This is a genomic window from Serpentinimonas sp. SMBJO2 (assembly GCF_056341105.1).
Genome location: NZ_CP150628.1, coordinates 825,854 through 848,790 on the forward strand (window position 1 = coordinate 825,854; position 22,937 = coordinate 848,790).

Annotated in this window: 21 protein-coding genes and 1 pseudogene; 12 read left to right on the forward strand and 10 right to left on the reverse strand. The window is 67.6% G+C overall.

What is annotated here, in order from left to right:
* Positions 1-34: 34 nt before the first annotated feature.
* Entirely contained in the window at positions 35-685 is a 651-nt protein-coding gene (locus AAAZ40_RS03690; RefSeq protein WP_476661229.1) for a TetR family transcriptional regulator, read from the forward strand.
* Here AAAZ40_RS03690 and metW read toward each other — a convergent pair.
* Complete coding sequence (gene metW, locus AAAZ40_RS03695; protein ID WP_476661230.1) at positions 666-1,250, reverse strand: methionine biosynthesis protein MetW; 585 nt, start codon at positions 1,248-1,250, stop codon at positions 666-668. The two genes, AAAZ40_RS03690 and metW, sit on opposite strands and share 20 nt — an antisense overlap.
* Positions 1,247-2,473: a homoserine O-succinyltransferase MetX gene (gene metX, locus AAAZ40_RS03700; RefSeq protein ID WP_476661231.1), complete on the reverse strand. Its 1,227-nt coding sequence runs from the start codon at positions 2,471-2,473 to the stop codon at positions 1,247-1,249. The genes metW and metX overlap by 4 nt, the downstream gene beginning before the upstream one ends.
* A 347-nt stretch (positions 2,474-2,820) precedes the next feature.
* On the opposite strand from metX, the gene AAAZ40_RS03705 reads away from it, so the two are divergent.
* Positions 2,821-3,261: an RNA recognition motif domain-containing protein gene (locus tag AAAZ40_RS03705; RefSeq protein ID WP_476661232.1), complete on the forward strand. Its 441-nt coding sequence runs from the start codon at positions 2,821-2,823 to the stop codon at positions 3,259-3,261.
* A gap of 126 nt (positions 3,262-3,387) precedes the next feature.
* Here the strand turns inward: AAAZ40_RS03705 and lptC are convergent, their stop codons facing one another.
* Genes lptC through AAAZ40_RS03720 form a run of 3 tightly spaced genes read right to left on the reverse strand, consistent with a single transcriptional unit; the run spans position 3,388 to position 5,755 of the window.
* Positions 3,388-4,077, reverse strand: coding sequence for an LPS export ABC transporter periplasmic protein LptC (gene lptC, locus AAAZ40_RS03710; protein ID WP_476661233.1), 690 nt, complete (start codon positions 4,075-4,077; stop codon positions 3,388-3,390).
* Positions 4,074-4,685 carry a KdsC family phosphatase gene (locus AAAZ40_RS03715; protein WP_476661234.1) on the reverse strand — a complete coding sequence of 204 codons (612 nt, stop codon included), beginning with the start codon at positions 4,683-4,685 and terminating at the stop codon, positions 4,074-4,076. The genes lptC and AAAZ40_RS03715 overlap by 4 nt, the downstream gene beginning before the upstream one ends.
* Positions 4,686-4,708: 23 nt before the next feature.
* On the reverse strand, positions 4,709-5,755 hold the full coding sequence (locus tag AAAZ40_RS03720) for a KpsF/GutQ family sugar-phosphate isomerase (protein ID WP_476661235.1): 1,047 nt from the start codon (positions 5,753-5,755) through the stop codon (positions 4,709-4,711).
* A gap of 78 nt (positions 5,756-5,833) precedes the next feature.
* Here AAAZ40_RS03720 and AAAZ40_RS03725 point away from each other — a divergent pair, with 78 nt between their 5' ends.
* From AAAZ40_RS03725 to pyrF, 7 genes and pseudogenes are all read left to right on the forward strand, one after another.
* Complete coding sequence (locus tag AAAZ40_RS03725; protein WP_476463569.1) at positions 5,834-6,379, forward strand: type I phosphoribosyltransferase; 546 nt, start codon at positions 5,834-5,836, stop codon at positions 6,377-6,379.
* 79 nt (positions 6,380-6,458) lie between these two features.
* Positions 6,459-6,971 carry a chemotaxis protein CheW gene (locus tag AAAZ40_RS03730; protein ID WP_045536431.1) on the forward strand — a complete coding sequence of 171 codons (513 nt, stop codon included), beginning with the start codon at positions 6,459-6,461 and terminating at the stop codon, positions 6,969-6,971.
* 2 nt (positions 6,972-6,973) lie between these two features.
* Entirely contained in the window at positions 6,974-8,299 is a 1,326-nt protein-coding gene (locus AAAZ40_RS03735; protein ID WP_045536429.1) for a methyl-accepting chemotaxis protein, read from the forward strand.
* Positions 8,300-8,344: 45 nt separating this feature from the next.
* Positions 8,345-10,300: a methyl-accepting chemotaxis protein gene (locus AAAZ40_RS03740; RefSeq protein ID WP_476661236.1), complete on the forward strand. Its 1,956-nt coding sequence runs from the start codon at positions 8,345-8,347 to the stop codon at positions 10,298-10,300.
* 25 nt (positions 10,301-10,325) lie between these two features.
* Positions 10,326-11,621, forward strand: coding sequence for a glutamate--cysteine ligase (gene gshA, locus AAAZ40_RS03745; protein ID WP_045536427.1), 1,296 nt, complete (start codon positions 10,326-10,328; stop codon positions 11,619-11,621).
* Positions 11,621-12,580 carry a glutathione synthase gene (gshB, locus tag AAAZ40_RS03750; RefSeq protein WP_476661237.1) on the forward strand — a complete coding sequence of 320 codons (960 nt, stop codon included), beginning with the start codon at positions 11,621-11,623 and terminating at the stop codon, positions 12,578-12,580. Before gshA ends, gshB begins: the two co-directional genes overlap by 1 nt.
* Before the next feature lie 74 nt (positions 12,581-12,654).
* Positions 12,655-13,544 (forward strand): annotated as a pseudogene (gene pyrF, locus AAAZ40_RS03755) (orotidine-5'-phosphate decarboxylase).
* A 65-nt stretch (positions 13,545-13,609) separates the two neighbouring features.
* Here the strand turns inward: pyrF and AAAZ40_RS03760 are convergent.
* Genes AAAZ40_RS03760 through sucC form a run of 3 tightly spaced genes read right to left on the reverse strand, consistent with a single transcriptional unit; the run spans position 13,610 to position 16,366 of the window.
* A complete protein-coding gene (locus tag AAAZ40_RS03760) occupies positions 13,610-14,227 on the reverse strand; it encodes an FHA domain-containing protein (RefSeq protein WP_476661238.1) in 618 nt (205 codons plus the stop codon).
* 44 nt (positions 14,228-14,271) lie between these two features.
* The gene (gene sucD / locus AAAZ40_RS03765; protein ID WP_476661239.1) at positions 14,272-15,165 is read right to left on the reverse strand and encodes a succinate--CoA ligase subunit alpha; all 894 of its coding nucleotides are present in this window, start codon (positions 15,163-15,165) and stop codon (positions 14,272-14,274) included.
* A 37-nt stretch (positions 15,166-15,202) separates the two neighbouring features.
* Positions 15,203-16,366 (reverse strand): ADP-forming succinate--CoA ligase subunit beta, encoded by a 1,164-nt coding sequence (gene sucC, locus AAAZ40_RS03770; protein WP_476661240.1) that lies wholly within the window; start codon positions 16,364-16,366, stop codon positions 15,203-15,205.
* A gap of 229 nt (positions 16,367-16,595) precedes the next feature.
* Here sucC and argC point away from each other — a divergent pair, with 229 nt between their 5' ends.
* Positions 16,596-17,519 carry an N-acetyl-gamma-glutamyl-phosphate reductase gene (argC, locus tag AAAZ40_RS03775; protein WP_476661241.1) on the forward strand — a complete coding sequence of 308 codons (924 nt, stop codon included), beginning with the start codon at positions 16,596-16,598 and terminating at the stop codon, positions 17,517-17,519.
* Positions 17,520-17,534: 15 nt separating this feature from the next.
* Here the strand turns inward: argC and AAAZ40_RS03780 are convergent, their stop codons facing one another.
* Both AAAZ40_RS03780 and AAAZ40_RS03785 read right to left on the reverse strand, forming a co-directional pair.
* Positions 17,535-18,503, reverse strand: coding sequence for an MBL fold metallo-hydrolase (locus tag AAAZ40_RS03780; RefSeq protein ID WP_476661242.1), 969 nt, complete (start codon positions 18,501-18,503; stop codon positions 17,535-17,537).
* Positions 18,500-20,179 (reverse strand): AMP-binding protein, encoded by a 1,680-nt coding sequence (locus AAAZ40_RS03785; protein ID WP_476661243.1) that lies wholly within the window; start codon positions 20,177-20,179, stop codon positions 18,500-18,502. The genes AAAZ40_RS03780 and AAAZ40_RS03785 overlap by 4 nt, the downstream gene beginning before the upstream one ends.
* Before the next feature lie 166 nt (positions 20,180-20,345).
* On the opposite strand from AAAZ40_RS03785, the gene AAAZ40_RS03790 reads away from it, so the two are divergent.
* Complete coding sequence (locus tag AAAZ40_RS03790; protein ID WP_476661244.1) at positions 20,346-21,212, forward strand: HlyC/CorC family transporter; 867 nt, start codon at positions 20,346-20,348, stop codon at positions 21,210-21,212.
* On the forward strand, positions 21,212-22,852 hold the full coding sequence (lnt, locus tag AAAZ40_RS03795) for an apolipoprotein N-acyltransferase (protein ID WP_476661245.1): 1,641 nt from the start codon (positions 21,212-21,214) through the stop codon (positions 22,850-22,852). The genes AAAZ40_RS03790 and lnt overlap by 1 nt, the downstream gene beginning before the upstream one ends.
* Positions 22,853-22,937 lie beyond the last annotated feature (85 nt).

Genomic DNA, 22,937 nt, shown 5'->3' on the forward strand with positions numbered 1-22,937 from the left:
GGAATAAAATTGGCGTAAAACCAACCCCGAAGCCATGCCACGCAAAACCAAAGCCGAAGCCGAACGCACGCGTCAGTGCCTGCTCGACGCCGCCGAGGTTTTGTTTCTGGCGCGCGGGGTGGCGCGCACCTCTTTGCACGACATCGCCAGCGCGGCGGGCCTCACGCGCGGGGCCATCTACTGGCATTTCGAGAACAAGGCCGACTTGTTCAACGCCATGATGGAGCGCGCCACGCTGCCACTCGAGCAGGCGTTTGGGGCGCTCGACGCCGCCCACAGCAGCCCACAGCGCCAGTTGCAGGCCTTGTTCGATGCGCTGCTGGCCGCGCTGCACGCCACCGTGCACGACCCGCGCACCCAGCGCGTTTTCGCCATTGCCACGCATCGGGTCGAGTACCTGGCCGAGATGGACCCGGTGCTGGCGCGCCGGCGCGAGTGCATGCAACTGGCGCAGGCGCAGGCCGAGCAGGTGCTGCAGGCGGCGGCACAGGCCAGTCAGCGCACCTTGGCCGTTCCAGCGCGCGAAGCGGCGCAGGCCTTGTTCATGCTTTTTGATGGCCTGATTTCAAACTGGCTCATCGACGCTGGCCAGTTCGATCTGGAGCAGGTGGGTGCGCGCGCCTTGCGTCTGTATTTGCGCGGGCTGGGGCTGGAAGACTTGTTGCTCAGCCCTTTTCCAGCTTGAACACGGCGGTGCTGGCCAGCAGGTTCGGGCGCCAGCGCCGCTCGTGGCCGTCGTGCAGGCCGAAGGCGTCGCTCACGCGCAGCCCCAGGCGCTGCGCCAGCACCTCGAAGTCGGTGTAGGTGCCGACGCGGATGTTGGGCGTGTCGTACCACTGGTAGGGCAGGCGCTTGGTCACTGGCATGCGGCCTTGCAGCACGCGCAGGCGGTTGGGCCAGTGGGCGAAGTTGGGAAAGGCGACGATGGCGGCGCGGCCCACGCGCGCGGTCTCGCGCAGCATGACTTCGGTGTTGCGCAGGTGCTGCAGGGTGTCGATCTGCAGCACCAGGTCGAAGCTGTCGTCTTCGAACATCGCCAGCCCGTCTTCGAGGTTGAGCTGCAGCACGTTGATGCCGCGGCGAAGGCACTGCTGCACCTTGGCGTCGTCGATCTCGACGCCGTAGCCGCTGCAGCCGCGCTGCTGGTGCAGGTGCGCGAGCAAGGCGCCGTCGCCACAGCCCAGGTCGAGCACGCGCGCGCCCGTGGGCACCAGGCGGGCGATGGATTCGAGCAGCAGGCGGTCGCTCATGGCGTGGCCTGCCCGCCGTGTTGCACCAGACCGGCCCCCGCCAGCCCCAGGGTGGGGGCGATCTGCTGCTCGAAGTAGCTGCGCACGGCGGCGTGGTAGCGCGGGTCGTCGAGCAAAAAGGCGTCGTGGCCGTGCGGCGCGTCGATCTCGGCGTAGCTCACGTCGCGCCGGTTGTCCAGCAGCGCCTTGACGATCTCGCGCGAGCGCGCCGGGGCAAAACGCCAGTCGGTGCTGAAGCTGATGAGCAGAAAGCGCGCCTCGGTGCGCGCCAGCGCCGCGCGCAACTGCCCGTCGTGGTCGCGCGCCGGGTCGAAGTAGTCGAGCGCGCGGGTGATCAGCAAATAGGTGTTGGCGTCGAAGTAGTCGCTGAACTTGTCGCCCTGGTGGCGCAGGTAGCTCTCGATCTGGAACTCGACTTCCTGCGTGCTGTAGTGGTAGGCCAGGCGTTCGGCGGTGGCGGCGTCGCCATTGCGCAGCGCGTCGGCCAGCGGGCGCAGGCGGCGGCCGAACTTTTCGTTCATCACGTCGTCGCTCAGGTAGGTGATGTGCCCGATCATGCGCGCGATGCGCAGGCCCCGGCGCGGTTTGGTGCCGTGGCGCAGGTAGTGGCCGCCGTGGAAGTCGGGGTCGGTGACGATGGCGCGCCGCGCCACTTCGTTGAAGGCGATGTTCTCGGCCGTGAGGTTGGGCGCGCTGGCAATGATCACGGCGTGGCGCACGCGCTTAGGGTATTGCAGCGTCCACGACAGCGCCTGCATGCCGCCCAGGCTGCCGCCGATCACGGCCGCGAGCTGCTCGATGCCCAGCGCGTCGAGCAGGCGCGCTTGCGCGTGGACCCAGTCCTCGACCGTGACCACCGGGAAGTCGGCGCCCCAGGGCTGGCCGCTGGCCGGGTTGAGGTGCGTGGGGCCGGTGCTGCCAAAGCAGGAACCGAGGTTGTTGACGCCGATGACGAACCAGCGCTCGGTGTCGATCGGTTTGCCGGGGCCGATCAGGTTGTCCCACCAGCCTTCGCTTTTGGGGATGGGGGCGCCGCTGGCGTCGGCGTGGCGGCCGGCCACGTGGTGGCTGGCGTTGAGGGCGTGGCACACCAGCACGGCGTTGGAGCGCGCGGCGTTGAGCTGGCCGTAGCATTCATAGACCAGATCGAAGGCGGGCAGCACGGCACCGCTGCTCAAGGGCAGCGCCTGACTGGAGTGCAGCGTTTGCGGGGTGGCGATCACGGGCGGTAGGGGTGCGCTGGCAAGGGGCCCAAAGGGGGAAAAAGCTTGGAGCGCAGTATAGGGGATGGGGGGCGACTGTTGTGGCTTCGCAACGAAAGCGGGGCACCAGCCACCCAATCTGCGCCCGCAGATTAGGGCTTTCCCGATTTTGCGGCGTTTGGGCCAAAACTTCTTGGTCTTTTGGAGCGGCAGGCGCATAATGTGGCCTCGCAGAGCACCCGTGGGTGGGCTGCGCTTTTCAGGTGATCGGTTTTTTCGCGTGCCACTGCAGCCAGCCAAGTGCTTTCTTCGTGCCAACGGGGTGCCAATCGCTATTGTTTCTTTGTGTTTTCAGGAGTCCCGGTTCAATGGGCAACAAACTGTACGTCGGCAATCTTCCCTACACGGTGCGCGACGAGGATCTGCAAAAGGCTTTTGGCGAGTTCGGCCAAGTGAGCAGCGCCAAGGTCATGATGGAGCGCGACACCGGTCGCTCCAAGGGCTTTGGCTTCGTGGAAATGGGCAGCGACGCTGACGCCCAGTCGGCGATCGAAGGCATGAACGGCCAGTCGCTCGGCGGCCGCAGCCTGGTGGTCAACGAAGCGCGTCCGATGGAGTCGCGTCCGCCCCGCAGCGGTGGCGGCGGCTTTGGCGGCGGCGGTGGTGGTGGCTACGGCGGTGGCGGCGGCGGTGGCCGTCGCGAAGGCGGCGGTGGCTACGGTGGTGGCGGCGGCGAAGGCCAGTTCCGCAGCCCCTACGGCGGCGGTGGCCGGCGCGAAGGTGGCGGCGGCGGTGGTCGCGGCTACTGATCACCCCCTGAGCGCCAGAACCGCTGCGGCGGGTCGTTCACGACCGGCCTGAGCGCTTCATCAGCCCCGCAAGCCTGCATGGTTTGCGGGGTTTGGTGTTTCTGGCGCCTGGTATGTTGGCCCGCCCTATTGCGCGGGGGGCGCCAGGGTGGCGCGCACCTGGCCCCGCAGTTCGAGCTGGCCAGTGCCTTGGTCGTAGCGCATGCGCTGCGCCCGAAGCAGCTGCGTGCCACGGCGGATTTCCACTGGCTGATCCGACTCGATCCGGTTGGCCTGGGTGTAGAGCGTCAGCGCCTGGCTGCGAAATTCCTGCTCGGGCATGGCGGCTTGGGTGGCGGTGGCGGCGCGCGCCGGACGCAGCAGCACCACGTTGCCGCTGAGGCGGTGCACGGTGCGGTCGGTGGTGCTCTCCAAACGGTCTGCCTGTGCGAAGCTCAGATGGCCCTGGGCGTCGCGCTGTTGCAGGCGCACTTGCTCGACCACCAGCCGCGCCGCGCCCGGATAGTGGTGCAGCTGCACGCCTTCGATTTTGAGCAGCAGCTGCCCGTCGGGGCCGAAGTCGCGCAGCAAAAAATCCTGCATCACGGCACCGGGGCCTGGATCCGGAGCGCGCGCTGCGGGGGGCTCGGCCGGCGCGGGGCTCTGGGCGATGATCCAGTAACTGCCCAGCGCCAGCAGGCCCATGAGGATCACGGGCAGGTACAGCGAGGCGTGGTCCCAGGCGCGCTTGAGCCGCCGCGCCGGATCGCGCCCCAGCGCACGGGCGGGCACGCTGGCGAGCGCAGGCGCGGGCCCCAGGCCAGGGCGGGGGTTCAAGCACCGGCCTCCTGCAGCAGGCGGGCGTAGTGGCCGCTGGCCACCAGCAGCAGGTCGCAGAGCTCGCGCGCGGCGCCGTGGCCGCCTGCCGCCAGCGTGGTGTGGTGCGCCACCCGCCGCACTTCGGGGTGGGCCTGCGGCGGCGCCACCGCCAGCGCGCAGCGGCGCAACAGGGGCAGGTCGGGCCAGTCGTCGCCCATGGCGGCGGCCTCGTGCCAGCCCAGACCCAGCGCATGCAACAGCTCCTGGGCGGCGGGCCGCTTGGTTTCGCAGCCCAGCCGGGTGTGCGTCACGCCCAGCGCCTGCAGGCGGGTGCGCAAGGGGGCCGAGTCGCGGCCGCTGACCACCGCCACCGCGATGCCGGCGCGCTGCAGCAGCTTGATGCCGTGGCCGTCGAGGCTGTTGAAGCGCTTGAGGGTCTCGCCCGCGTCGCTGAAGTACAGGCCGCCGTCGGTGAGCACGCCGTCGATGTCGAAAAACACCACCCGCACGCCCTGGGCGCGCAGCAACACGGTGGGGTCGAACTGCAGGCTGGGGCGCAGCTCGGGCAGAGCGGGTGCGCTCGGGGGGGCCGGCGGCGCGGCGTCTGGATGGGGTGCGAGGGGCATGGGCTTGGCGGTGGGTGCAGGAATCAAATCACCTTGGCGCGCATCAGGTCGTGGCTGTTGAGGGCGCCGCACAGGCGGCCGGCGTCATCGACCACCAGCACGCTGGTGATGCGGTGCGTTTCCATGCGCTCGGCGGCCTCGACCGCCAGCGCCTGCGGGCGCACGGTGTGCGGGGCCGGGTGCATCACGTGCTCGGCGCGCAGGGATTGCAGGTCGGCGCCGCGCTCGATCAGGCGGCGCAAGTCGCCGTCGGTGAAGATGCCCACCGGCACGCCGTCGGCGTCCACCACGGCGGTGGCGCCCAGCCCCTTGGCGCTGATCTCGCGCATGATCTCGGGCAGGCGCGCCTGCAGGCCCACGCGCGGGGCTTGTTCGGCCGGGCGCATCACGTCGGCCACCAGGGTGAGCAGCTTGCGCCCGAGCGCCCCGCCGGGGTGCGAGCGGGCAAAGTCTTCGGCCTTGAAGCCGCGCGCATCCAGCAAGGCCACGGCGAGCGCGTCGCCCATCGCCAACTGGGCGGTGGTGCTGGCGGTGGGGGCCAGGTTGTGCGGGCAGGCTTCCTTGGCCACGCTGGTGTCGAGCAGCACGTCGGCGTGGCGGCCCAGGTTCGAGTCGGGGCGGCCGGTCATGGCCAGCAGCGGCACGCCCATGCGCTTGATGAGCGGCAAGATGGCGCTCAGCTCCTCGCTCTCGCCGCTGTTGCTGATGGCCAGCAGCACGTCGGCGCCGGTGATCATGCCCAGATCGCCGTGGCTGGCTTCGCCGGGGTGCATGAACAGCGCCGGGGTGCCGGTGGAGGCCAGGGTGGCGGCGATCTTGCGCCCCACGTGGCCGCTCTTGCCCATGCCGCTGACCACCACGCGGCCGCGGCAGGCCAGAATGCGCTCGACCGCTTGCACGAAGCGGGTGTCGAGCCGTTGGGCCATGTCGTGCAGCGCCTGCGCTTCGATGGCCAGCGTGTCACGCGCCAGCTGCAGCAGCCGCTGCACGGACGCCGGGGCGCTGGCGAGCGCGGCGGGGTCGGAGTGGGGCAGCCAAGCGGGGGCGGCGTGGGGTTGCGTCAGGGCCATGTCCGGATTATCAACCAGCGCCAATCCAGAGGCGCGGGCGCACCGGCCGGGCTGCGGTTTTCGCTTCATAATCGTCGGATGGACACTTCCGCTTACCTCAAGGCCCACATTCGCACCGTGCCCGACTGGCCGGCCCCCGGGGTGCAGTTTCGCGACATCACGCCGTTGCTGCAAGACCCCAAGGTGTTTCGGGTCTTGATCGACGTTTTTGTGCACCGCTACATGGCGCGCGGCCAGCGCCCCGACGTGGTGGCGGGGCTGGACGCACGCGGTTTCATCATCGGCGCGGTGCTGGCCTACGAGCTGGGCGTTGGCTTCGTGCCCATCCGCAAAAAGGGCAAACTGCCCTACACCACCGTGCAGGAAAGCTACGAGCTGGAATACGGCAGCGCCACCGTGGAACTGCACACCGACGCGGTGCAAAAGGGCGAGCGCGTGCTGCTGATCGACGATCTGATCGCCACCGGTGGCACCATGCTGGCGGGCAAGCGCCTGCTGGAAAAGTTCGGCGCGCAGGTGCTCGAGGGCGCGGCGATCGTGGCGCTGCCCGGGTTGGGGGGCGTGCAGCGCTTGCGCGACAGCGGCTTGGCCCTGCACACTTTGGTCGAGTTCGACGACGCCTGAGCCGATTTTCGCAAGCCCGATTGGCGCTCAGTAATTGACAGAAATTTTTGCTATATTGGCACCATTTTATGGAGTTTGCATGAATACCTTTGAGCAATCCCCGTCCCAGGCCAAGCGCGGCGCTGCAGGTGCCGCTGGCGGCAGCGCCGAATACCTGAGTTTTAGGCTCGGTGCCGAGGAATACGGCATCGACATCCTGCGGGTGCAAGAAATCCGCTCGTTCGAAGAGCCCACGCGCATTGCCAACTCGCCGCCGCACCTCAAGGGCGTGGTCAATCTGCGCGGCGTGATTGTGCCGGTGGTCGATCTGCGCATCAAGCTCGGCTGCGAGAAGATCGAATACAACAGCTTTACGGTGGTGATCGTGCTCAACGTCAAGGGCCGGGTGGTGGGCGCGGTGGTCGATTCGGTTTCCGATGTGCTGGAACTGGCGCACGACCAGATCCGCCCGGCGCCCGAGATGGCCAACGCTGCGGTGGACACCACCTTCATCACCGGCATTGCCAGCGTGGGCGAGCGCATGCTGATTTTGATGGACATCGAAGCCCTGATGGCCAGCGCCGACATGGGGCTGATCGACAGCCGGGCCTGACCATGGACGGCACCGCCCTGATGCGCCTGTTTTCCATCCGCTTGCGCATGATCGGCGCGATCGGGGTCGTTTTTGCTTTGCTCATGCTGCTGGGGGCGGCTGGTTGGTGGGGTATTCAGAGCCTGATCGGCGTGCAAAACGAGCTGCTGCAACTGGCTCAGCAAGGCGCGCAGACCGAGCAGGCACGCGCGGCGCTCGAGCTGCTTGCGGCCGAGGCGGCCAGCAGCGCCAGCTGGGCGCTGTGGTTGTTTTTGGGTGTTTTGTGCTTGGCCGTGCTGGTGGTCATGCCCTCGACCCTGCTCAATATGGTGAGCATCACGCGGCCGCTGGAGCAGGCGCAGGGGCTGGCGGTGGCGATTGCCCGCGGCGACCTGAGCACCACACCCGACCTGAACGGGCGCGACGAAATCGCCGAGCTCATGCGCAACCTCGCCGACATGCAGGCCTCGCTGGCGCGCACGGTGGGCGAGGTGCGCCAGGCGGCCGAGAGCATCCACCAAGCCAGCAGCGAGATCGCCAGCGGCAACCAGGACCTGAGCCAGCGCACCGAGCAGACGGCCAGCAACCTGCAGCAAACCGCCAGCAGCATGGATCAGATCACAGTAGCTGGGCAGCAATCGAGCCAGGCGGCGCAGTCGGCCCTGGGTTTGGCGCAGGACAATGCCAGCGTGGCCGAACGGGGCGGAGAGGTGGTGGGCCAGGTGGTGCGCACCATGGATGCAATCAACCAAAGCAGCCAGAAGATACACGACATCATCGGCGTGATCGACGGCATTGCCTTCCAGACCAACATCTTGGCCCTGAATGCGGCAGTAGAGGCGGCACGCGCTGGCGAGGCTGGCCGTGGTTTTGCCGTGGTGGCCACCGAGGTGCGCTCGCTGGCCGGGCGCAGCGCGGCAGCAGCGCGCGAGATCAAGCAGCTCATAGGAGCCAGCGTCGAAACCGTTGCAGCCGGCTCCAAGCTGGTGCACCAAGCCGGCACCAACATCCGCGAAATCGTGGCCAACGCGCACAAGGTCTCGGCTTTCATCACCGAGATCAGCAGCGCCAGCGGCGAGCAGGCCAGCGGCCTGTCGTCGGTCAACGGCGCAGTGGCCCAGCTCGACCAGATGACACAGCAAAACGCCGCTTTGGTCGAGCAAAGCGCCGCAGCCGCCCAAGCCTTGAGCGACCAGGCGCAGCGCTTGAGCGAGCTGGTGGCGGTATTTCGTTTGCAAGACGCCGCGCACCCCGGCCACCCGCCGCTGCAGCGCACCGCGACCCGCGGGCATGGAAAAGCCTCGGGCTACCAGGGCGCAGAGCGGCGCTTGACCATGCCTGGGCGGTGAGCTAGGGCGGAGTTGCTATCTATTTATAACGTCGAGGATTTTTAGATGTCTCAAAACGCTTACGCAGCCGAGCCGCAATCCCGCGGCCTGTTGGGCACGGTGCAGCGGCGCCTGAATGGTGCTTTTGCTGGTATTTTGCTGCTGTTTGCAGTGGTTTTGGCTGCTACGGTCTGGAAGGCAGAGCAGGTGCGTGACTTGAGCCAGCAAATGCGGGTCAAAGCCAGCAAGCTGGAGCTGGCCAGTGAATGGCTGGCCCACATACGCCAAGATTCAGCACGCTCGCAGGCGGTGGCGGTGTCGCCGGGCACCGAGGTGCTCGAGTTTTTTCGCGCTGCCATGGCCCAAACCTCGCGCGACACCACCGCCACCCAAACGGAATTCTTGGCACTGGCTGAGGGAGACGCCGACTCGCTGCAGCGCGCCGGCGTGGTGGGCGAAGTGCGCACGCAGTGGCTGGCTGCCCGCGATGCCGTCAACCAGCTCAAGGCCGCCGGCGACGATGCCGCCGCACGGGCGCTGATCGAGAGCCAGTTTTTGCCCGTCACCAACCGCTACGTGGAGGTCACGCAGGCGCTGGTCGATGGTCAGTTGGCGTCGATGGCGGCGTTGCAGGCGCAGATTCAGGCCGAATTCCGAGCCCTGTACCTGTTGGTTGGGGTGCTTTTTGTGGCGGCTCTGCTCATTTCTGTGCTGTTGGCGTGGCGCATCGGGCGCTCGATCGGCGCCCCGATTCAACAAGCGGTGGAGTTGGCGCAAGCGGTGGCCCAAGGGGATTTGACGCGCAGCGTAACCGGCAACCGCACCGATGAGCTGGGCGATTTGTTGCGGGCATTGGCAGCCATGAAGGTGTCTTTGCTCGACATCGTTGGCAAAGTGCGCCAGGCCAACGACAGCATTGGAACCGCATCCGAAGAAATCGCCAACGGCAACCAAGACTTGAGCCGGCGCACCGAGCAAGCCGCCAGCAACCTCGAAGAAACCGCCTCCAGCATGGAGCAGCTCACGGCCACGGTCAAGCAGACAGCGGATTCGGCGCGCCAAGCCAACCAGTTGGCAGCCAGCGCGGCGCAAGTGGCACAAAAAGGCGGCGCGGTGGTGGGGCAGGTGGTGCACACCATGAACGACATCAGCTCCAGTAGCCAGAAAATCTCTGACATCATCGGCGTCATCGATGGCATCGCGTTCCAGACCAACATTTTGGCGCTCAATGCCGCAGTGGAAGCGGCGCGGGCGGGCGAGCAAGGGCGCGGCTTTGCCGTGGTGGCCTCTGAAGTGCGCAGCCTGGCTGGACGCAGCGCCGAAGCCGCCAAAGAGATCAAGGCCCTGATTGGTGCCAGCGTCGAAAAGGTGGACAGCGGCAGCCGCCTGGTGCAGGAGGCGGGTGCTACCATGAACGAAATCGTCACCAGCGTGCAGCGCGTGAGCGACATCATCGGCGAAATCACGGCCGCAGCGGCCGAGCAGAGCGAGGGCATCGGTCAAGTGAACGTGGCGGTGAACCAGCTCGACCAGATGACGCAGCAAAACGCCGCGCTGGTCGAGCAAAGCGCAGCCGCCGCCGAGAGCCTGCGCGACCAGGCCGGGCGCTTGGCTGAGGCGATCGGCACCTTCCGCACCGGCGCCGAGGGCGGCTCTGCGGCGCAGGCCGGCGCGTTAGCGCTGCGCGCGCGCCCAGCCGCCACGGCGACAGCGGTCGAAGGGAGTGCTTTGGCTGCAACATCCGGCCGAGCGCAGCCCCCCGCTAGGCAGTCCGCAGGACGCAGCGCTTTTGCGTCCGGGCCCGCCGCCGCCCCACTGCCCAAGCCGCAAGCGCACCCGAGCGCCTCGGCCAAGGCGCTGCCCGCAGCTGCGCCGGCCGCTGCCAAAGCCCAGGCCTCAGCGCCGGCCCGCAGCCCAGCCCAACCTGCCCCGTTGGCCCCCAAGGCCTTGCCCAACCGCAACAGCGCCAAAGCCAGCCCCAAAGCGGCCAACAACACCGAGGGCGAGTGGGAGAGTTTTTGAAGCCTTGATGGGTTAAAGTCGGGCCATGGTTCCTCATCTAGTCACTGCCCTGACCGGCCCCATCAACGAGCTCGAGCAGCGCGTGCTCGAGTCCACCCCCGTGATCGAGCGCTGGTTCCGGCTCGAGTGGATGGAGCACACGCCGCCGTTTTACAGTTCGGTCGATATCCGCAACGCCGGCTTCAAACTGGCACCGGTGGACACCAACCTGTTCCCGGGCGGCTGGAACAACCTCACGCCCGAGATGCTGCCGCTGGCGGTGCAGGCGGCGATGGCGGCGATCGAAAAAATCTGCCCCGAGGCCAAAAACCTGCTGCTGGTGCCCGAAAACCACACGCGCAACATGTTCTACCTGATGAACGTGGCGCAGCTGCAGAAAATCTTTTATCAGGCCGGCCTCAATGTGCGTCTGGGTTCGCTCAGCCCCGAGCTCAAAGCGCCCGTGACCATCGACCTGCCCAACGGCGAGCAGGTGCGCATCGAGCCGCTGCTGCGCCAGGGCAAGCGTGTCGGGCTCAAGCACTTCGACCCCTGCACGGTGCTGCTCAACAACGACCTGAGCGCCGGCGTGCCCGGCATTTTGGAAGACTTGCACGAGCAGTACCTGTTGCCGCCGCTGCACGCCGGCTGGCATGTGCGCAAAAAAAGCCAGCACTTTGCCGCCTACGAAGCGGTGGCCAAGCGCTTTGGCAAGCTGCTGGGCATGGACCCGTGGCTCATCAACCCGCTCTTCAACCACTGCGGGCAGGTCAATTTTGCCGAAGGCACCGGGATGGAGTGCCTGCAGAGCAACGTCGATGCGCTGCTGGGCAAAATCAAAAAGAAGTTCAAAGAATACGGCATCCGCGAGAAGCCCTTCGTCATCGTCAAGGCCGACAACGGCACCTACGGCATGGGCGTGATGACGGTGCGCGACGCCTCTGATCTGTCCGACCTCAACCGCAAGACCAAGAACAAGATGGCGGTGATCAAAGACGGCCAGCCGGTCTCGGACGTGATCATTCAAGAAGGCGTGCTGACGCACGAGCGCGTCAACGACGCCGTGGCCGAGCCGGTGGTCTATATGATGGACCGCTACGTGGTGGGCGGTTTTTACCGCGTGCACGCCGAGCGCGGCACCGACGAAAACCTCAACGCTCCCGGTTCCAGCTTTGCACCGCTGGCCTTCGAGAAAAGCGCGCAGCAGCCCCAGCCGGGGCAAAAGCCGGGGGCCAGCGTGCCCAATCGCTTCTACCTCTATGGCGTGATCGCCCGGCTGGCGATGCTGGCGGCGAGTTACGAGCTCGAAGCCACCGACCCCATGGCCGAGGAGCTCGACTGATGCGTGCGCAGCCCCGGCGGCTGCTGTGCGTGGCCGACGCGCTGGCCGGCTTCAAGATCGCCAAGGACAGCACCTTTGCCATGCTGCGCGAATGCCAGCGCCGCGGGCACGAGTTGGCGGTGTGCACAGCGGCCGATCTGCACTGGCAAAGCGGCGGCCCGGTGCAGGCGTGGGCGCAAGCCCTCGAGCTCACCGGCCACCCGAGCGACTGGTACCGGGTGGGTGCCCGCAGCGCGCTGGCGCTGCGCGACTTCGACGCCGTGCTGATGCGCGCCGACCCGCCCTTTGACAGCGAGTACTTCTACGCCACGCACCTGCTGCAGCAAGCCGAGCGCGAGGGCGCGCGCGTGTTCAACCGGCCGCAGGCGCTGCGCGAACACCCAGAAAAGCTGGCGCTGCTGGAGTTTGCCCAGTACGCCCCGCCCACGCTGGTGACGCGCTCTGCCGCGGCCATCCGCGCCTTTCACGCCGAGCAGCGCGACATCATCTTGAAGCCGCTCGACGGCATGGGCGGCATGGGGATTTTCCGCGTCGGCCCCGACGGGCTCAACCTCGGTGTCATCATCGAAACCCTGAACCGCCACGGCCAGTGCACGGTGATGGTGCAGCGCTTTTTGCCCGAAATCGCCCAGGGCGACAAGCGCGTGCTGCTGATCGGCGGCGAGGCGGTGCCCTTTTGTTTGGCGCGCATCCCACAAGGCGGCGAGGTGCGCGGCAACCTGGCCGCCGGCGGCAAAGGCGTGGCGCAGCCCCTGAGCGAGCGCGACTGGGCGCTGGCCCGCGCCATCGGCCCGCAGCTGGCGGCGCGCGGCTTGTTGCTGGTGGGCCTGGATGTGATCGGCGAGCGCGTGACCGAAATCAACGTCACCAGCCCGACCTGCTTTCAGGAAATCACCGATCAAACCGGCTTCGACGTGGCGGCGCGCTTTGTCGATGCGCTCGAGCAGGCGCTGGGGTAGGGCCGGCGCTGGCGTAGAGCGAGCGGTTGGCACATGGGCAGGTAGCGTAGCACGGCGCGCCTACAATCGAAGGCATGAACTTCGTCGAGATGCTGCATGCGGCCGAGCGCCGCCACCAGTCGCTGCTGTGCGTGGGCCTGGACCCAGACCCGGCGCGTTTTCCGCACGTCTGGCGCGACGACCCGGCGCGCATCTACGACTTTTGCGCTGCCATCGTCGATGCCACCGCCGACCTGGCGCTGGCCTTCAAGCCGCAGATCGCCCATTTTGCCGCGCACCGCGCCGAAGACCAGCTCGAGCACCTGTTGGCGCACATCCGCGTGGCGGCGCCGCACGTGCCCATCATCCTCGATGCCAAGCGCGGCGACATCGGCAGCACCGCCGAGCAGTACGCGCGCGAAGCCTTCGAGCGCTATGGCGCCGACGCCGTGACGCTGTCGCCCTTCATGGGCTTCGACTCCATCCAGCCCTACCTGCACTACCCCGGCAAGGGCGTGTTTCTGCTCTGCCGCACCAGCAACCCCGGTGGCGACGAACTGCAGAACCAGCGCCTGGCCGATCTGCCCGGGCAGCCGCTGCTCTACGAGCACATCGCCCGTCTGGCGCAGGGGCCGTGGAACCTCAGTGGCCAGCTCGGGCTGGTGGTGGGCGCGACCTACCCGCATGAGATCGAGCGCGTGCGCGCGCTCGCGCCGACGCTGCCGCTGCTCATTCCCGGTGTGGGCGCGCAGGGCGGCGACGCCGCCGCCACGGTGCGCGCCGGCTGGCGTGGCGACAGCGGCCGCAGCCAGGCGCTGATCGCCGTCAATTCATCGCGTGCCATTCTGTACGCCAGCGCCGGCGACGATTTGCGCAGGCTGCGCGGCGCGAGGCCGAGCGCACGCGCGCGCTGCTGCAGGCCGCCCGGCCGCTGCAGCGGCCGCCGAGCGATGCTTCCAGCAGGCCCCAAGACGCGCACCCCTGAGGGCTCCAGGCTGGGCGCCGCCTCCAGTGCGGCGACACGCCCATGCGCGCAACGAGCGCCACCCATCAATCGAGCAAAAACTCCATCTCGATGCCGGCGATGCGCAGGCGGTCGTGGTGCGCGAGCGCCTTGGCCTGCCGCTGGCTCAAGGTGTGGCCGTTGAGCACGGCGGGCGCGCCATCGATCCAGTGGATGGCAAAGCCCGAATCGGCCAAGCGGCTGATGGCGGCCACCGCCAGCCCCGGTTTGCCCAGGGTGGTGGTGGGTTTTTCGAGCGCCATTTCCTTGCCCGTTGCCGGGCCGCTGAGCACGCGCAGGCGCGCCCGCAGGGCAGGCGCTGGCGCCAACGCGGCCGCCGCAGCCGCCTCGGAGCCAGGCTCAGGGGCCGCTGCCAGGTCTTCAAACCCCAGGCGCATTTGGCAGCGGCCGATTTCGATCAGGTCTTCGGGCAGCAGGCGCACGCTGTCGATGGCGTGGCCGTTGACGTAGGTGCCGTTGGTGCTGTGCAGGTCGATCAGTTCGACGCCATCGGGGTGCAGCACGAACACCGCGTGTTCGCCGCTCACGGCCAGGCTATCGACGACGATGTCGTTGTAGGGCCGGCGCCCCAGGGTGGTGCGCGGCTGCTCGAGCCGAAGCACTTGGGGCGCGGCACCGTCGAGGCTGATGCTCAGGGTAGGCATGGTGGGGTTGCGTCTGGCATTCCAACCCCCCATGCTACGCCAACTCAGAGCAGGCGCTTGAGCAGGCGCGCCATTTCCGAGGGGTTGCGCGTGATGGTGAAGCCGCATTCTTCCATGATCGCCAGCTTGGCGTCGGCGGTGTCGGCGCCGCCGGCAATCAGCGCGCCGGCGTGGCCCATGCGCTTGCCCGCCGGGGCGGTGACGCCAGCGATGAAACCGACCACCGGCTTTTTCATGTGTTGCTTGCACCACAGCGCCGCTTCGGCCTCGTCCGGGCCGCCGATCTCGCCGATCATGATCACGGCGTCGGTGTCCGGGTCGTCGTTGAACAGGCGCATGACGTCGATGTGCTTGAGGCCGTTGATCGGGTCGCCGCCGATGCCCACGGCGCTGCTCTGGCCCAGGCCGATTTCGGTCAGCTGCGCCACCGCTTCGTAGGTCAGGGTGCCGGAGCGGCTGACGACGCCGATGCGCCCCTTGCGGTGGATGTGGCCGGGCATGATGCCGATCTTGATTTCCTCGGGCGTGATCAGGCCCGGGCAGTTCGGGCCCAGCAGCAGCGTCTCCTTGCCGCCCGCAGCGACCTTGGCCTTCATTTTGTTGCGCACCATGAGCATGTCGCGCACCGGGATGCCCTCGGTGATGCAGATCGCCAGATCGAGGTCGGCCTCGACCGCCTCCCAGATGGCGTCGGCCGCGCCGGCGGGCGGGACGTAGATCACCGACACGGTGGCGCCGGTTTGGGCCGCGGCTTCCTTGACGCTGGCGTAGATCGGGATGTTGAAAATCGACTCGCCGGCCTTTTTGGGGTTCACGCCGGCGACGAAGCACTGCTTGCCGTTGGCGTATTCCTGGCACTTTTCGGTGTGGAACTGGCCGGTCTTGCCAGTGATGCCTTGGGTGATGACCTTGGTGTCTTGGTTGATCAGGATGGACATGGTGCGTTTCCTTGTGCGCGCTGAAGGGATGAGGCGCTCAGGCCTGAACGGCAGCCACCACCTTTTGGGCGGCTTCGGCCATGGTGTCGGCGCTGATGATCGGCAGCCCGGATGAGGCCAGCATCTGCTTGCCCAGTTCTTCGTTGGTGCCCTTCATGCGCACCACCAGCGGCACGCTCAGGTTGACGGCGCGGCAGGCGGTGATGACGCCGGTGGCGATGGTGTCGCACTTCATGATGCCGCCAAAGATGTTCACCAGGATCGCCTTGACCTTGTCGTTCTTGAGCATGATCTTGAACGCTTCGGTGACCTTCTCGGGCGTGGCGCCGCCGCCGACGTCGAGGAAGTTGGCCGGTTCGGCGCCAAAGAGCTTGATCGTGTCCATGGTGGACATGGCAAGCCCGGCACCGTTGACCAGGCAGCCGATGTTGCCGTCGAGGCTGATGTAGGCCAGGTCAAACTTCGAGGCTTCGATTTCGGCCGGGTCTTCTTCGTCGAGGTCGCGCAGGGCGACGATCTCGGGGTGGCGAAAGAGCGCGTTGGCGTCGAAGTTGAACTTGGCGTCGAGCGCCATGAGCTGGCCCTTGCGGTCGCGGTTGAGCGGGTTGATCTCGACCAGCGAGGCGTCGGTCTCCATGTAGCAGCGGTACAGCTTTTGGCAGATATCGACGAACTGCGCCTGCGAATCCATGGGCATGCCGATGCCTTGTGCCAACTGCGCGCCTTGCTCGGGCGTCAGGCCAACGAGCGGATCGACAAAGACCTTGACGATTTTCTCGGGCGTGGCGTGGGCGACTTCTTCGATGTCCATGCCGCCTTCGCTCGAGGCGATGAAGGCCACCTTTTGCGTGCCGCGATCGGTCACCAGCGAGAGGTAGTACTCTTTGTCAATGTCGGCGCCGTCTTCGATGTAGAGCCGGCACACTTTTTGCCCGCTGGGGCCGGTTTGGTGCGTGACCAGTTGCATGCCCAGAATGTCGGTGGCGCGGGCCTTGAGGTCGTCGAGGCTTTTGGCGACCTTGACGCCGCCGCCCTTGCCGCGCCCGCCGGCATGAATCTGGGCCTTGACCACCCACACCGGGCCGCCGAGTTTTTGCGCCGCTTCCACGGCTTCCTGGACCGTGAAAGCGGGGATGCCGCGTGGCACCGGGACGCCGAACTGGCGCAGGATATCCTTGGCTTGATACTCGTGAATTTTCATGAAAAGCGCTCTCTGTAAGAGTCAAACACAGCACGTCCGCCCTGAGGGCAGGAAAGCGTGGGCATGGAATACTGGCCACGGTTCCAAAACTACAGGCCAAGGGACACACGAAGCCTGCACTGTATCATGCGTGCCTTGCACGAAGCTGATAGGCAGCTCGGTGGCTGGCTTGAGCGGCGGGCCGCTGCGTGCGCTTTTTTTAGCCATTTATTTCGAGGAACCCCCGCCCATGGCACGCGTTTTCATCGACGGCGAGGCCGGCACCACCGGTTTGCAAATCCGCCAGCGCCTGGCCGGCTTGCCGGCGGTGCAGCTGCTGAGCATCGCACCCGAGCGGCGCAAAGACCCGGACGCCAAGCGCGAGCTGATGGCGCAGGCCGATCTGGTGATGCTGTGCCTGCACGACGACGACGCGCGCGCCTCGGTGGCCCTGCTCGATGCGCTCAAGGCCGGGGGCGGCGCAGCCCCGCGGGTGATCGACGCCTCGAGCGCGCACCGGGTGGCGCCGGGTTGGGTCTATGGCTTTGCCGAACTGTGCGCGGGCCAAGCCGAGGCGATCCGGGGTGCCGAGCGCGTCAGCAACCCGGGCTGCTACGCCACCGGCGCCATCGCGCTGCTGCGGCCGCTGCTCGACGCCGGCCTGATCGCGCCCGACACGGCGCTGTGCCTGCCCAGCGTCAGCGGCTACAGCGGCGGCGGGCGCACCATGATCGAAGCCTACGAGTCTGGCCAAGCGCCCGCGTTCGAGCTCTACGCGTTGGGCTTGCAGCACAAGCACCTGCCCGAGATCATGGCCCACAGCGGCTTGCGGCGCGCGCCGCTGTTCGTGCCGGCGGTGGGCAACTTTGCCCAGGGCATGCTGGTGCAACTGCCGCTGCACCTCGAGGCCTTGCCGGGCCGGGTGCAGGCCGCCGACCTCGAGCAGGCGCTGCGCACGCACTACGCCGGCAGCGACTGGGTGCGCGTGGGTACGCCCAGCCCCAGCGCCAAGCTCGACGCCGTGGCGCTGGCGGGCAGCGATGCGCTCGAGCTGTTCGTGTATGCCAACGAGGCCCAGCGCCAGGCGCTGCTGGTGGCGCGGCTGGACAACCTGGGCAAAGGCGCCAGCGGCGCAGCGGTGCAAAACCTGCGCCTGATGCTGGGGCTGATTTGAGGCTGGCGGGCGTTTTCAGGCGTCGAGCAGCCGTGGGCCGTCGGGGCCGGGTTCCAGCCTTGCTGCCTGGCTGCGCACCAGTTCGTCGATGCGCTGCTGCACCCAAGGGCGCAAGCCCTGCCCCGCGCCGTGGCGCCGGTGCAGCTGCTGCAGATAGGGTGTGCCTTCGGCCCAGGCCAAAAAATCGGCCAGCGCGGCGCTCTGCCACTCGAGCAGCCTGAACTTGAGCAACACCTTGAGCGCGTACTCTCGGTGCCGCTCGGGTTGGGTGGCAAACTGCACCAGCCGGCTGCGCGCGCGCTCCAGCGCCAACGCCACGGCGGGCGCACCGGCAATCAAGGCCCCGTGGCCGGGAATCACCAGCAGCGGCTGCAAGGCCTCGATGGCATCGAGCGTGGCCGCCACGTCGGCAAAGCCGGGCTCGCCGTCGAGCTCCGGGAACACCACGCCAAAGCCGTTGGGCCACAGCGCGTCGCCGCTGATCAGCAGCCGCTGCTGCGGCTCGAACAGCAGCACCGCGTGCGGGTCGTGTCCTGGGGCGGCGTGGATCTGCCACGCGCTCGCGCCCAGCGTCAGCGCGTGGCCGGGTTGCAGCAGGGCATCAAAGGCAAAGCGCGGGCAGCGCTGGCCGGTGGCGCGAAAGCTCAGGGCCGCTTCGTCCCAGGTGCGGGCGGCCTCGGCCTGGCCGGGCGGGATCCACGTCTGCACCGTGGCAAAGCGCGCCTGCAGGGCGGCGTTGCCGCCGCAGTGGTCGCTGTGCAGGTGGGTGTTGAGCAGGTGGCGCAGCGGGCGGCCTTGCAGCGCCTGCTCGACCAGCGCCACGGTCTGCGCGGCGTGGCTGGCGTAGCCGCTATCGACCAAGGTGGCGCCCTCGGGGCCGTCGATCAGCACGTTGTTGGACGAGAGCCAGCCGCGCTCGAACACGCGCACGCCCGGGGGCAGGGCGGGAGTCGGGGCCGTGGACACGGCGGCGCTGGGGTTCATTTCTGGCGCAGTTCGCGGCGCAGGATCTTGCCCACGTTGCTCTTGGGCAGTTCGTCGCGGAACTCGATGTATTTGGGGCGCTTGTAGCCGGTGAGCTGCTCGTGGCAAAAGCGCAGCAGCGCCTCTTCGGTCAGGGTCGGGTCGCTGCGCACCACATAGGCCTTGATGGCCTCGCCGGTGCGCTCGTCGGGCACGCCCACGCAGGCGCATTCGAGCACCCCCGGGCACAGGGCGATCACCTGGTCGAGCTCGGCCGGATAGACGTTGAAGCCCGATACGATCACCATGTCTTTCTTGCGATCGACGATGCGGATGAAGCCGCGCGCATCCATGATGCCCACGTCACCGGTGCGCAGGTAGCCGTCGGCGGTGAAGGACTTGGCGTTTTCCTCGGGCTTGAGGTAGTAGCCCGGCGTCACGTTGGGGCCGCGGATGCAGATCTCGCCCGGGCTGCCCGGTGCCAGATCGCGGCCTTCGTCGTCCTTGATGGCGATGTCGATGCTGGGCAGCGGCAGCCCGATGCTGCCGGTGAATTCGGTGCTGGTGACCGGGTTGTTGGTGCCGATGGCGCAGGTTTCGCTCATGCCCCAGCCTTCGATCATGGGGCTTTTGGTGACCGCTTTCCACTGGCGCGCCGTGGCTTCCAGGGCCGCCATGCCCCCGGCCTGCGACAGCACCAGGTGCGAGCAATCGACCTGCTTGAAGCGCGGGTGGTTGAGCAGGCCGTTGAACAGCGTGTTGACGGCGGGCAGGAAGTGGAACGGGCGGCTCTTGAGCACCTCGATGAACTTGCCGATGTCGCGCGGGTTGGGGATCAGGGTGGCGTGCGAGCCGTGGCGCAGCACCAGCAGCATCAGGGTGAGGGCAAAGATGTGGTACAGCGGCAGCGCCATGATGTGGTTGGCGCGGCTGACGTCGCCGAGCTGGGTCAGGGCCGGGGTGAACCAGGCCTCGGCCTGCAAGGTGGCGGCGATCACGTTGCCGTGCGTCAGGATGGCGCCCTTGGACAGCCCGGTGGTGCCGCCGGTGTATTGCAAAAAAGCGATCGCGTCGTGGCCGAGCGTGGGCCGCTGCAGGCGCAGGCTGCGGCCGCTTTTCAGCGCCTGCTTGAAGGGCACGATGGTGCGCCCCTGCAGCGGCAGGCGGTAGCGTGGCACCATTTTGGCCAGATGGCGCACGGCAAAGGTGAGCCAGCGCCCGTACCACCAGCCCAACAACTCGCCCATGCTGGCCACGACCACGTGCCTGACCGGGGTGCGATCGATCACTTCCTCGAGCACATGGGCGAAGTTTTCCAGAATCACGATCGCTTCGGCCCCGGAATCCCGCAGTTGGTGCTCGAGCTCGCGCGCGGTGTAGAGCGGATTGACGTTGACGCAGGTGTAGCCGGCGCGCAACACCCCGGCCATGGTGATGGGGAACTGCGGCAGGTTGGGCAGCATGATGGCCACGCGCGCGTGCTCGGACAGACCAAGCGACTGCAGGTAGGCCCCCAGGGCCTGACTCATCTGGTCGAGCTGGGCGTAGCTCATCCAGCGCTCCATGCAGACCGTGACCGGCCGCTGGGCGTGCTGGCGAAACGAGTCCTCGAACAGCTCGTTGAGACAGCGGTACTGCGACGCGTCGATGGCGTGCGGCACGCCGGGTGGGTAGCTCTGGAGCCAGATTTTTTCCATGGGTCAGGCGGCAGGTGTGAAAGCGGGCAGAGCGCAGATTGGAGTTGCATTGTGTGCGCTGGAACCTACCGCCGAATCAGGGCAAGCCCTTGGATGGTGTCGCGCCCGCAACAGGGTGTCAGCGTGCTGTTGTATCCTAGGGGTTGATCAACTACCAGGCACCCTTGTGTCCGAACCCTCTCCCAGTAGTTCGCCGCGGCGTCGGCTGCGGCACGTGGACCAGCGCGGTTTTTTCAAGCGGCTGGTGGAATTTCTCAACCCCGGTCCAGACTCCAAGGATGAGCTGATCGAGACCTTGGCCGAGGCCGAGGACAACGCCATCATCAACGCCGAGTCGCGTGCCATGCTCGAAGGCGTGATCCGCATCGCCGACATGACGGCCGGCGACGTGATGGTAGCAGCCCCGCGCATGGACGTGCTCGACATTCATGCGCCTTTCAACGAGTTGCTCAACACCGTGATCTCCACCGCCCACTCGCGCTTTCCGGTCTATGAGGGCGAGCGCGACCAGATCATCGGCATCCTCATGGCCAAGGATTTGCTCAAGCTGCAGCGCGCTCCGGAGCTCAACCTGCGTGCCCTGCTGCGCCCGGCCACCTTCGTGCCCGAAAGCAAGGGGCTCAACGATCTGCTGCGCGAATTTCGCGGCAACCGCAACCACCTGGCGATCGTCATCGACGAGTTCGGCCGCGTCGCCGGACTGATCACCATCGAAGACGTGCTCGAAGAGATCGTGGGCGAGATCGAGGACGAGTTCGACGTCGAAGAGGACGAAGGCGACATCTTCACGCTGGCCGACGGCTCTTGGCGCATCAATGGCGACACCCCGATCGAGCGCCTCAACGAGCGCTTTGACGTCCAGCTGCCGCTGGATGGCTTTGAGACCATTGGCGGGCTGGTGGCGCACGAGCTCGGCCATGTGCCCAAGCGCGGCGAAAGCCACGCCTTGGGCGGTCTGCTGTTTCGCTCCCAGCACACGCGCGGCGGTGCAGTGGTCTGGTTCAAGGTCACGCGCCTCGAGGGAGCGACCTGATGCGTGGCGCCTGGTCGGTGGCCCTGCTGCTGGCGGGTGGGGTGCAGGCGCTGGCCTTGGCCTGGCCATTTCAGACGCTGGCGCTGGCCGGCTGGGGTCTGCACGCCGGCGAGCCGACGCCGCTGCTGCAATGGCTGGCGCTGTGCGTGCTGGTGCTGGCCATCGTGCGCGCGCCCAGCTGGCGCCGGGCGGCCTGGCGCACCGGGCTGTTTGCGCTGGCGTGGCTGTGCGGCAGCTTCTGGTGGCTGTTCGTGTCCATGAACACCTACGGCGGCATGGCGGTGCCGTTGGCGGTGGCGGCGGTGTGCTTGCTGGCGGCCTTTCTGGCCTTGTACTACGCTGCCGCCGGGGCGCTGTTCTGGCGCTGGCGCGCGGCGGCGCCGCTGGTGCAGGCCGCGGTTTTTGCGGCCCTGTGGACGCTGGCCGAGGTGGCGCGCGGCACCTTGTTGACTGGGTTTCCCTGGGGCGCGATCGGTTACGCCCACGTCGATTCGCTGGCCGTCCTGGCGCCTTGGGTGGGGGTCTATGGCATGGGCGCGCTGGCGGCGGCGCTGGCGGCGGGCACGGTGGCGGCGCTGGTGCAACGCAGCGCCCCGGCGGTGCCATGGCAGCAGACGGTCGCGGTGCCTGCGGGGCGCGGCCTGAGCCATGGTCATATGGCGTCGCCGCTGTTGCCCCTGCTGGCCCTGTGGCTGCCGCTGCTGCTGTGGCCGCACCTGGGCAGTTGGCTGGCGCAGCGTGTGCCCACCCTGACCGCAAGCACCGGCACCCTGCCGGTGCAACTGCTGCAAGGCAATGTGTCGCAGGACAAGAAATTTGAGCCCAAGGTCGGCATCCCCTTTGCGCTGCGCTGGTACAAAGAGCAGACCGCGCTGGCGCTCGACCGGCTCGACGCCGCCGGCACGCCCGGCCTGGTGGTGCTGCCCGAAACCGCCATCCCGCTGCTGCCGCAAGAGATCGACCCGCTCTGGTGGGAGGACTTCCTGGGCCGCATCGAGCGCAGCCAGTCGGCGGTGCTGATCGGCATCCCGGTGGGCAACTGGCTCGAGGGTTACACCAATTCGGTGCTGGGCTGGACGCCGTCGCTGCAACCCTACCGCTACGACAAATACCACCTGGTGCCCTTTGGCGAGTTCGTGCCGCCGTTCTTTCAGTGGTTCATCGACATGATGCAGATTCCGCTGGGCGCCTACCGCCCTGGCCCCCTGGGGCAGGCGCCTTTGGTGTGGGCGGGTCAGCGCATCGGGCCCAACATCTGCTACGAAGACCTGTTTGGCGAAGAGCTGGCGGCGGCTTTTCGCCAGCCCGGGCAGGCACCGACGGTGCTGGTCAACGTGAGCAACATCGCCTGGTTTGGCAACACCGTGGCGATCGATCAGCACCGCCACATCGCCCGCCTGCGCGCCCTGGAGCTGCAACGCCCGATGGTGCGCGCCACCAACACCGGCTCCACCGTGGGCATCGACCACATGGGCCGGGTGCTGGCCGAGCTGCCGCGCCTGACGCGCGGTGTGCTGGAGGTCACGGTCGAGGGCCGCAGCGGCCTGACCCCCTTCGCGCGCTGGGCCGCGCGCTGGGACTTGTGGCCGGTGGCGTTGGCGGCGCTGGCGCTGCTGGCGCTGTGCTGGCGCCGCACCTGAGCCTTGGCGGGCGCTCGGGCGCTCCCCCTTGGGCACTAAAATCGGCCCTTGCGCGCGCTGTTGCCAGGCGCCGCCTGGGCACCTT

Excerpts from the sequence above, each read along its gene's own strand:
- AAAZ40_RS03730 (WP_045536431.1), top strand. The coding sequence starts at position 6,459 with ATGAATACCTTTGAGCAATCCCCGTCCCAGGCCAAGCGCGGCGCTGCA.
- AAAZ40_RS03715 (WP_476661234.1), bottom strand. The coding sequence starts at position 4,685 with ATGCCCCTCGCACCCCATCCAGACGCCGCGCCGCCGGCCCCCCCGAGC.
- gshB (WP_476661237.1), top strand. The coding sequence starts at position 11,621 with ATGCGTGCGCAGCCCCGGCGGCTGCTGTGCGTGGCCGACGCGCTGGCC.
- AAAZ40_RS03785 (WP_476661243.1), bottom strand. The coding sequence starts at position 20,179 with ATGGAAAAAATCTGGCTCCAGAGCTACCCACCCGGCGTGCCGCACGCC.
- AAAZ40_RS03760 (WP_476661238.1), bottom strand. The coding sequence starts at position 14,227 with ATGCCTACCCTGAGCATCAGCCTCGACGGTGCCGCGCCCCAAGTGCTT.
- gshA (WP_045536427.1), top strand. The coding sequence starts at position 10,326 with ATGGTTCCTCATCTAGTCACTGCCCTGACCGGCCCCATCAACGAGCTC.
- sucC (WP_476661240.1), bottom strand. The coding sequence starts at position 16,366 with ATGAAAATTCACGAGTATCAAGCCAAGGATATCCTGCGCCAGTTCGGC.
- argC (WP_476661241.1), top strand. The coding sequence starts at position 16,596 with ATGGCACGCGTTTTCATCGACGGCGAGGCCGGCACCACCGGTTTGCAA.
- AAAZ40_RS03690 (WP_476661229.1), top strand. The coding sequence starts at position 35 with ATGCCACGCAAAACCAAAGCCGAAGCCGAACGCACGCGTCAGTGCCTG.
- lnt (WP_476661245.1), top strand. The coding sequence starts at position 21,212 with ATGCGTGGCGCCTGGTCGGTGGCCCTGCTGCTGGCGGGTGGGGTGCAG.
- AAAZ40_RS03780 (WP_476661242.1), bottom strand. The coding sequence starts at position 18,503 with ATGAACCCCAGCGCCGCCGTGTCCACGGCCCCGACTCCCGCCCTGCCC.
- metW (WP_476661230.1), bottom strand. The coding sequence starts at position 1,250 with ATGAGCGACCGCCTGCTGCTCGAATCCATCGCCCGCCTGGTGCCCACG.
- AAAZ40_RS03705 (WP_476661232.1), top strand. The coding sequence starts at position 2,821 with ATGGGCAACAAACTGTACGTCGGCAATCTTCCCTACACGGTGCGCGAC.
- AAAZ40_RS03725 (WP_476463569.1), top strand. The coding sequence starts at position 5,834 with ATGGACACTTCCGCTTACCTCAAGGCCCACATTCGCACCGTGCCCGAC.
- AAAZ40_RS03735 (WP_045536429.1), top strand. The coding sequence starts at position 6,974 with ATGGACGGCACCGCCCTGATGCGCCTGTTTTCCATCCGCTTGCGCATG.
- AAAZ40_RS03740 (WP_476661236.1), top strand. The coding sequence starts at position 8,345 with ATGTCTCAAAACGCTTACGCAGCCGAGCCGCAATCCCGCGGCCTGTTG.
- AAAZ40_RS03720 (WP_476661235.1), bottom strand. The coding sequence starts at position 5,755 with ATGGCCCTGACGCAACCCCACGCCGCCCCCGCTTGGCTGCCCCACTCC.
- sucD (WP_476661239.1), bottom strand. The coding sequence starts at position 15,165 with ATGTCCATCCTGATCAACCAAGACACCAAGGTCATCACCCAAGGCATC.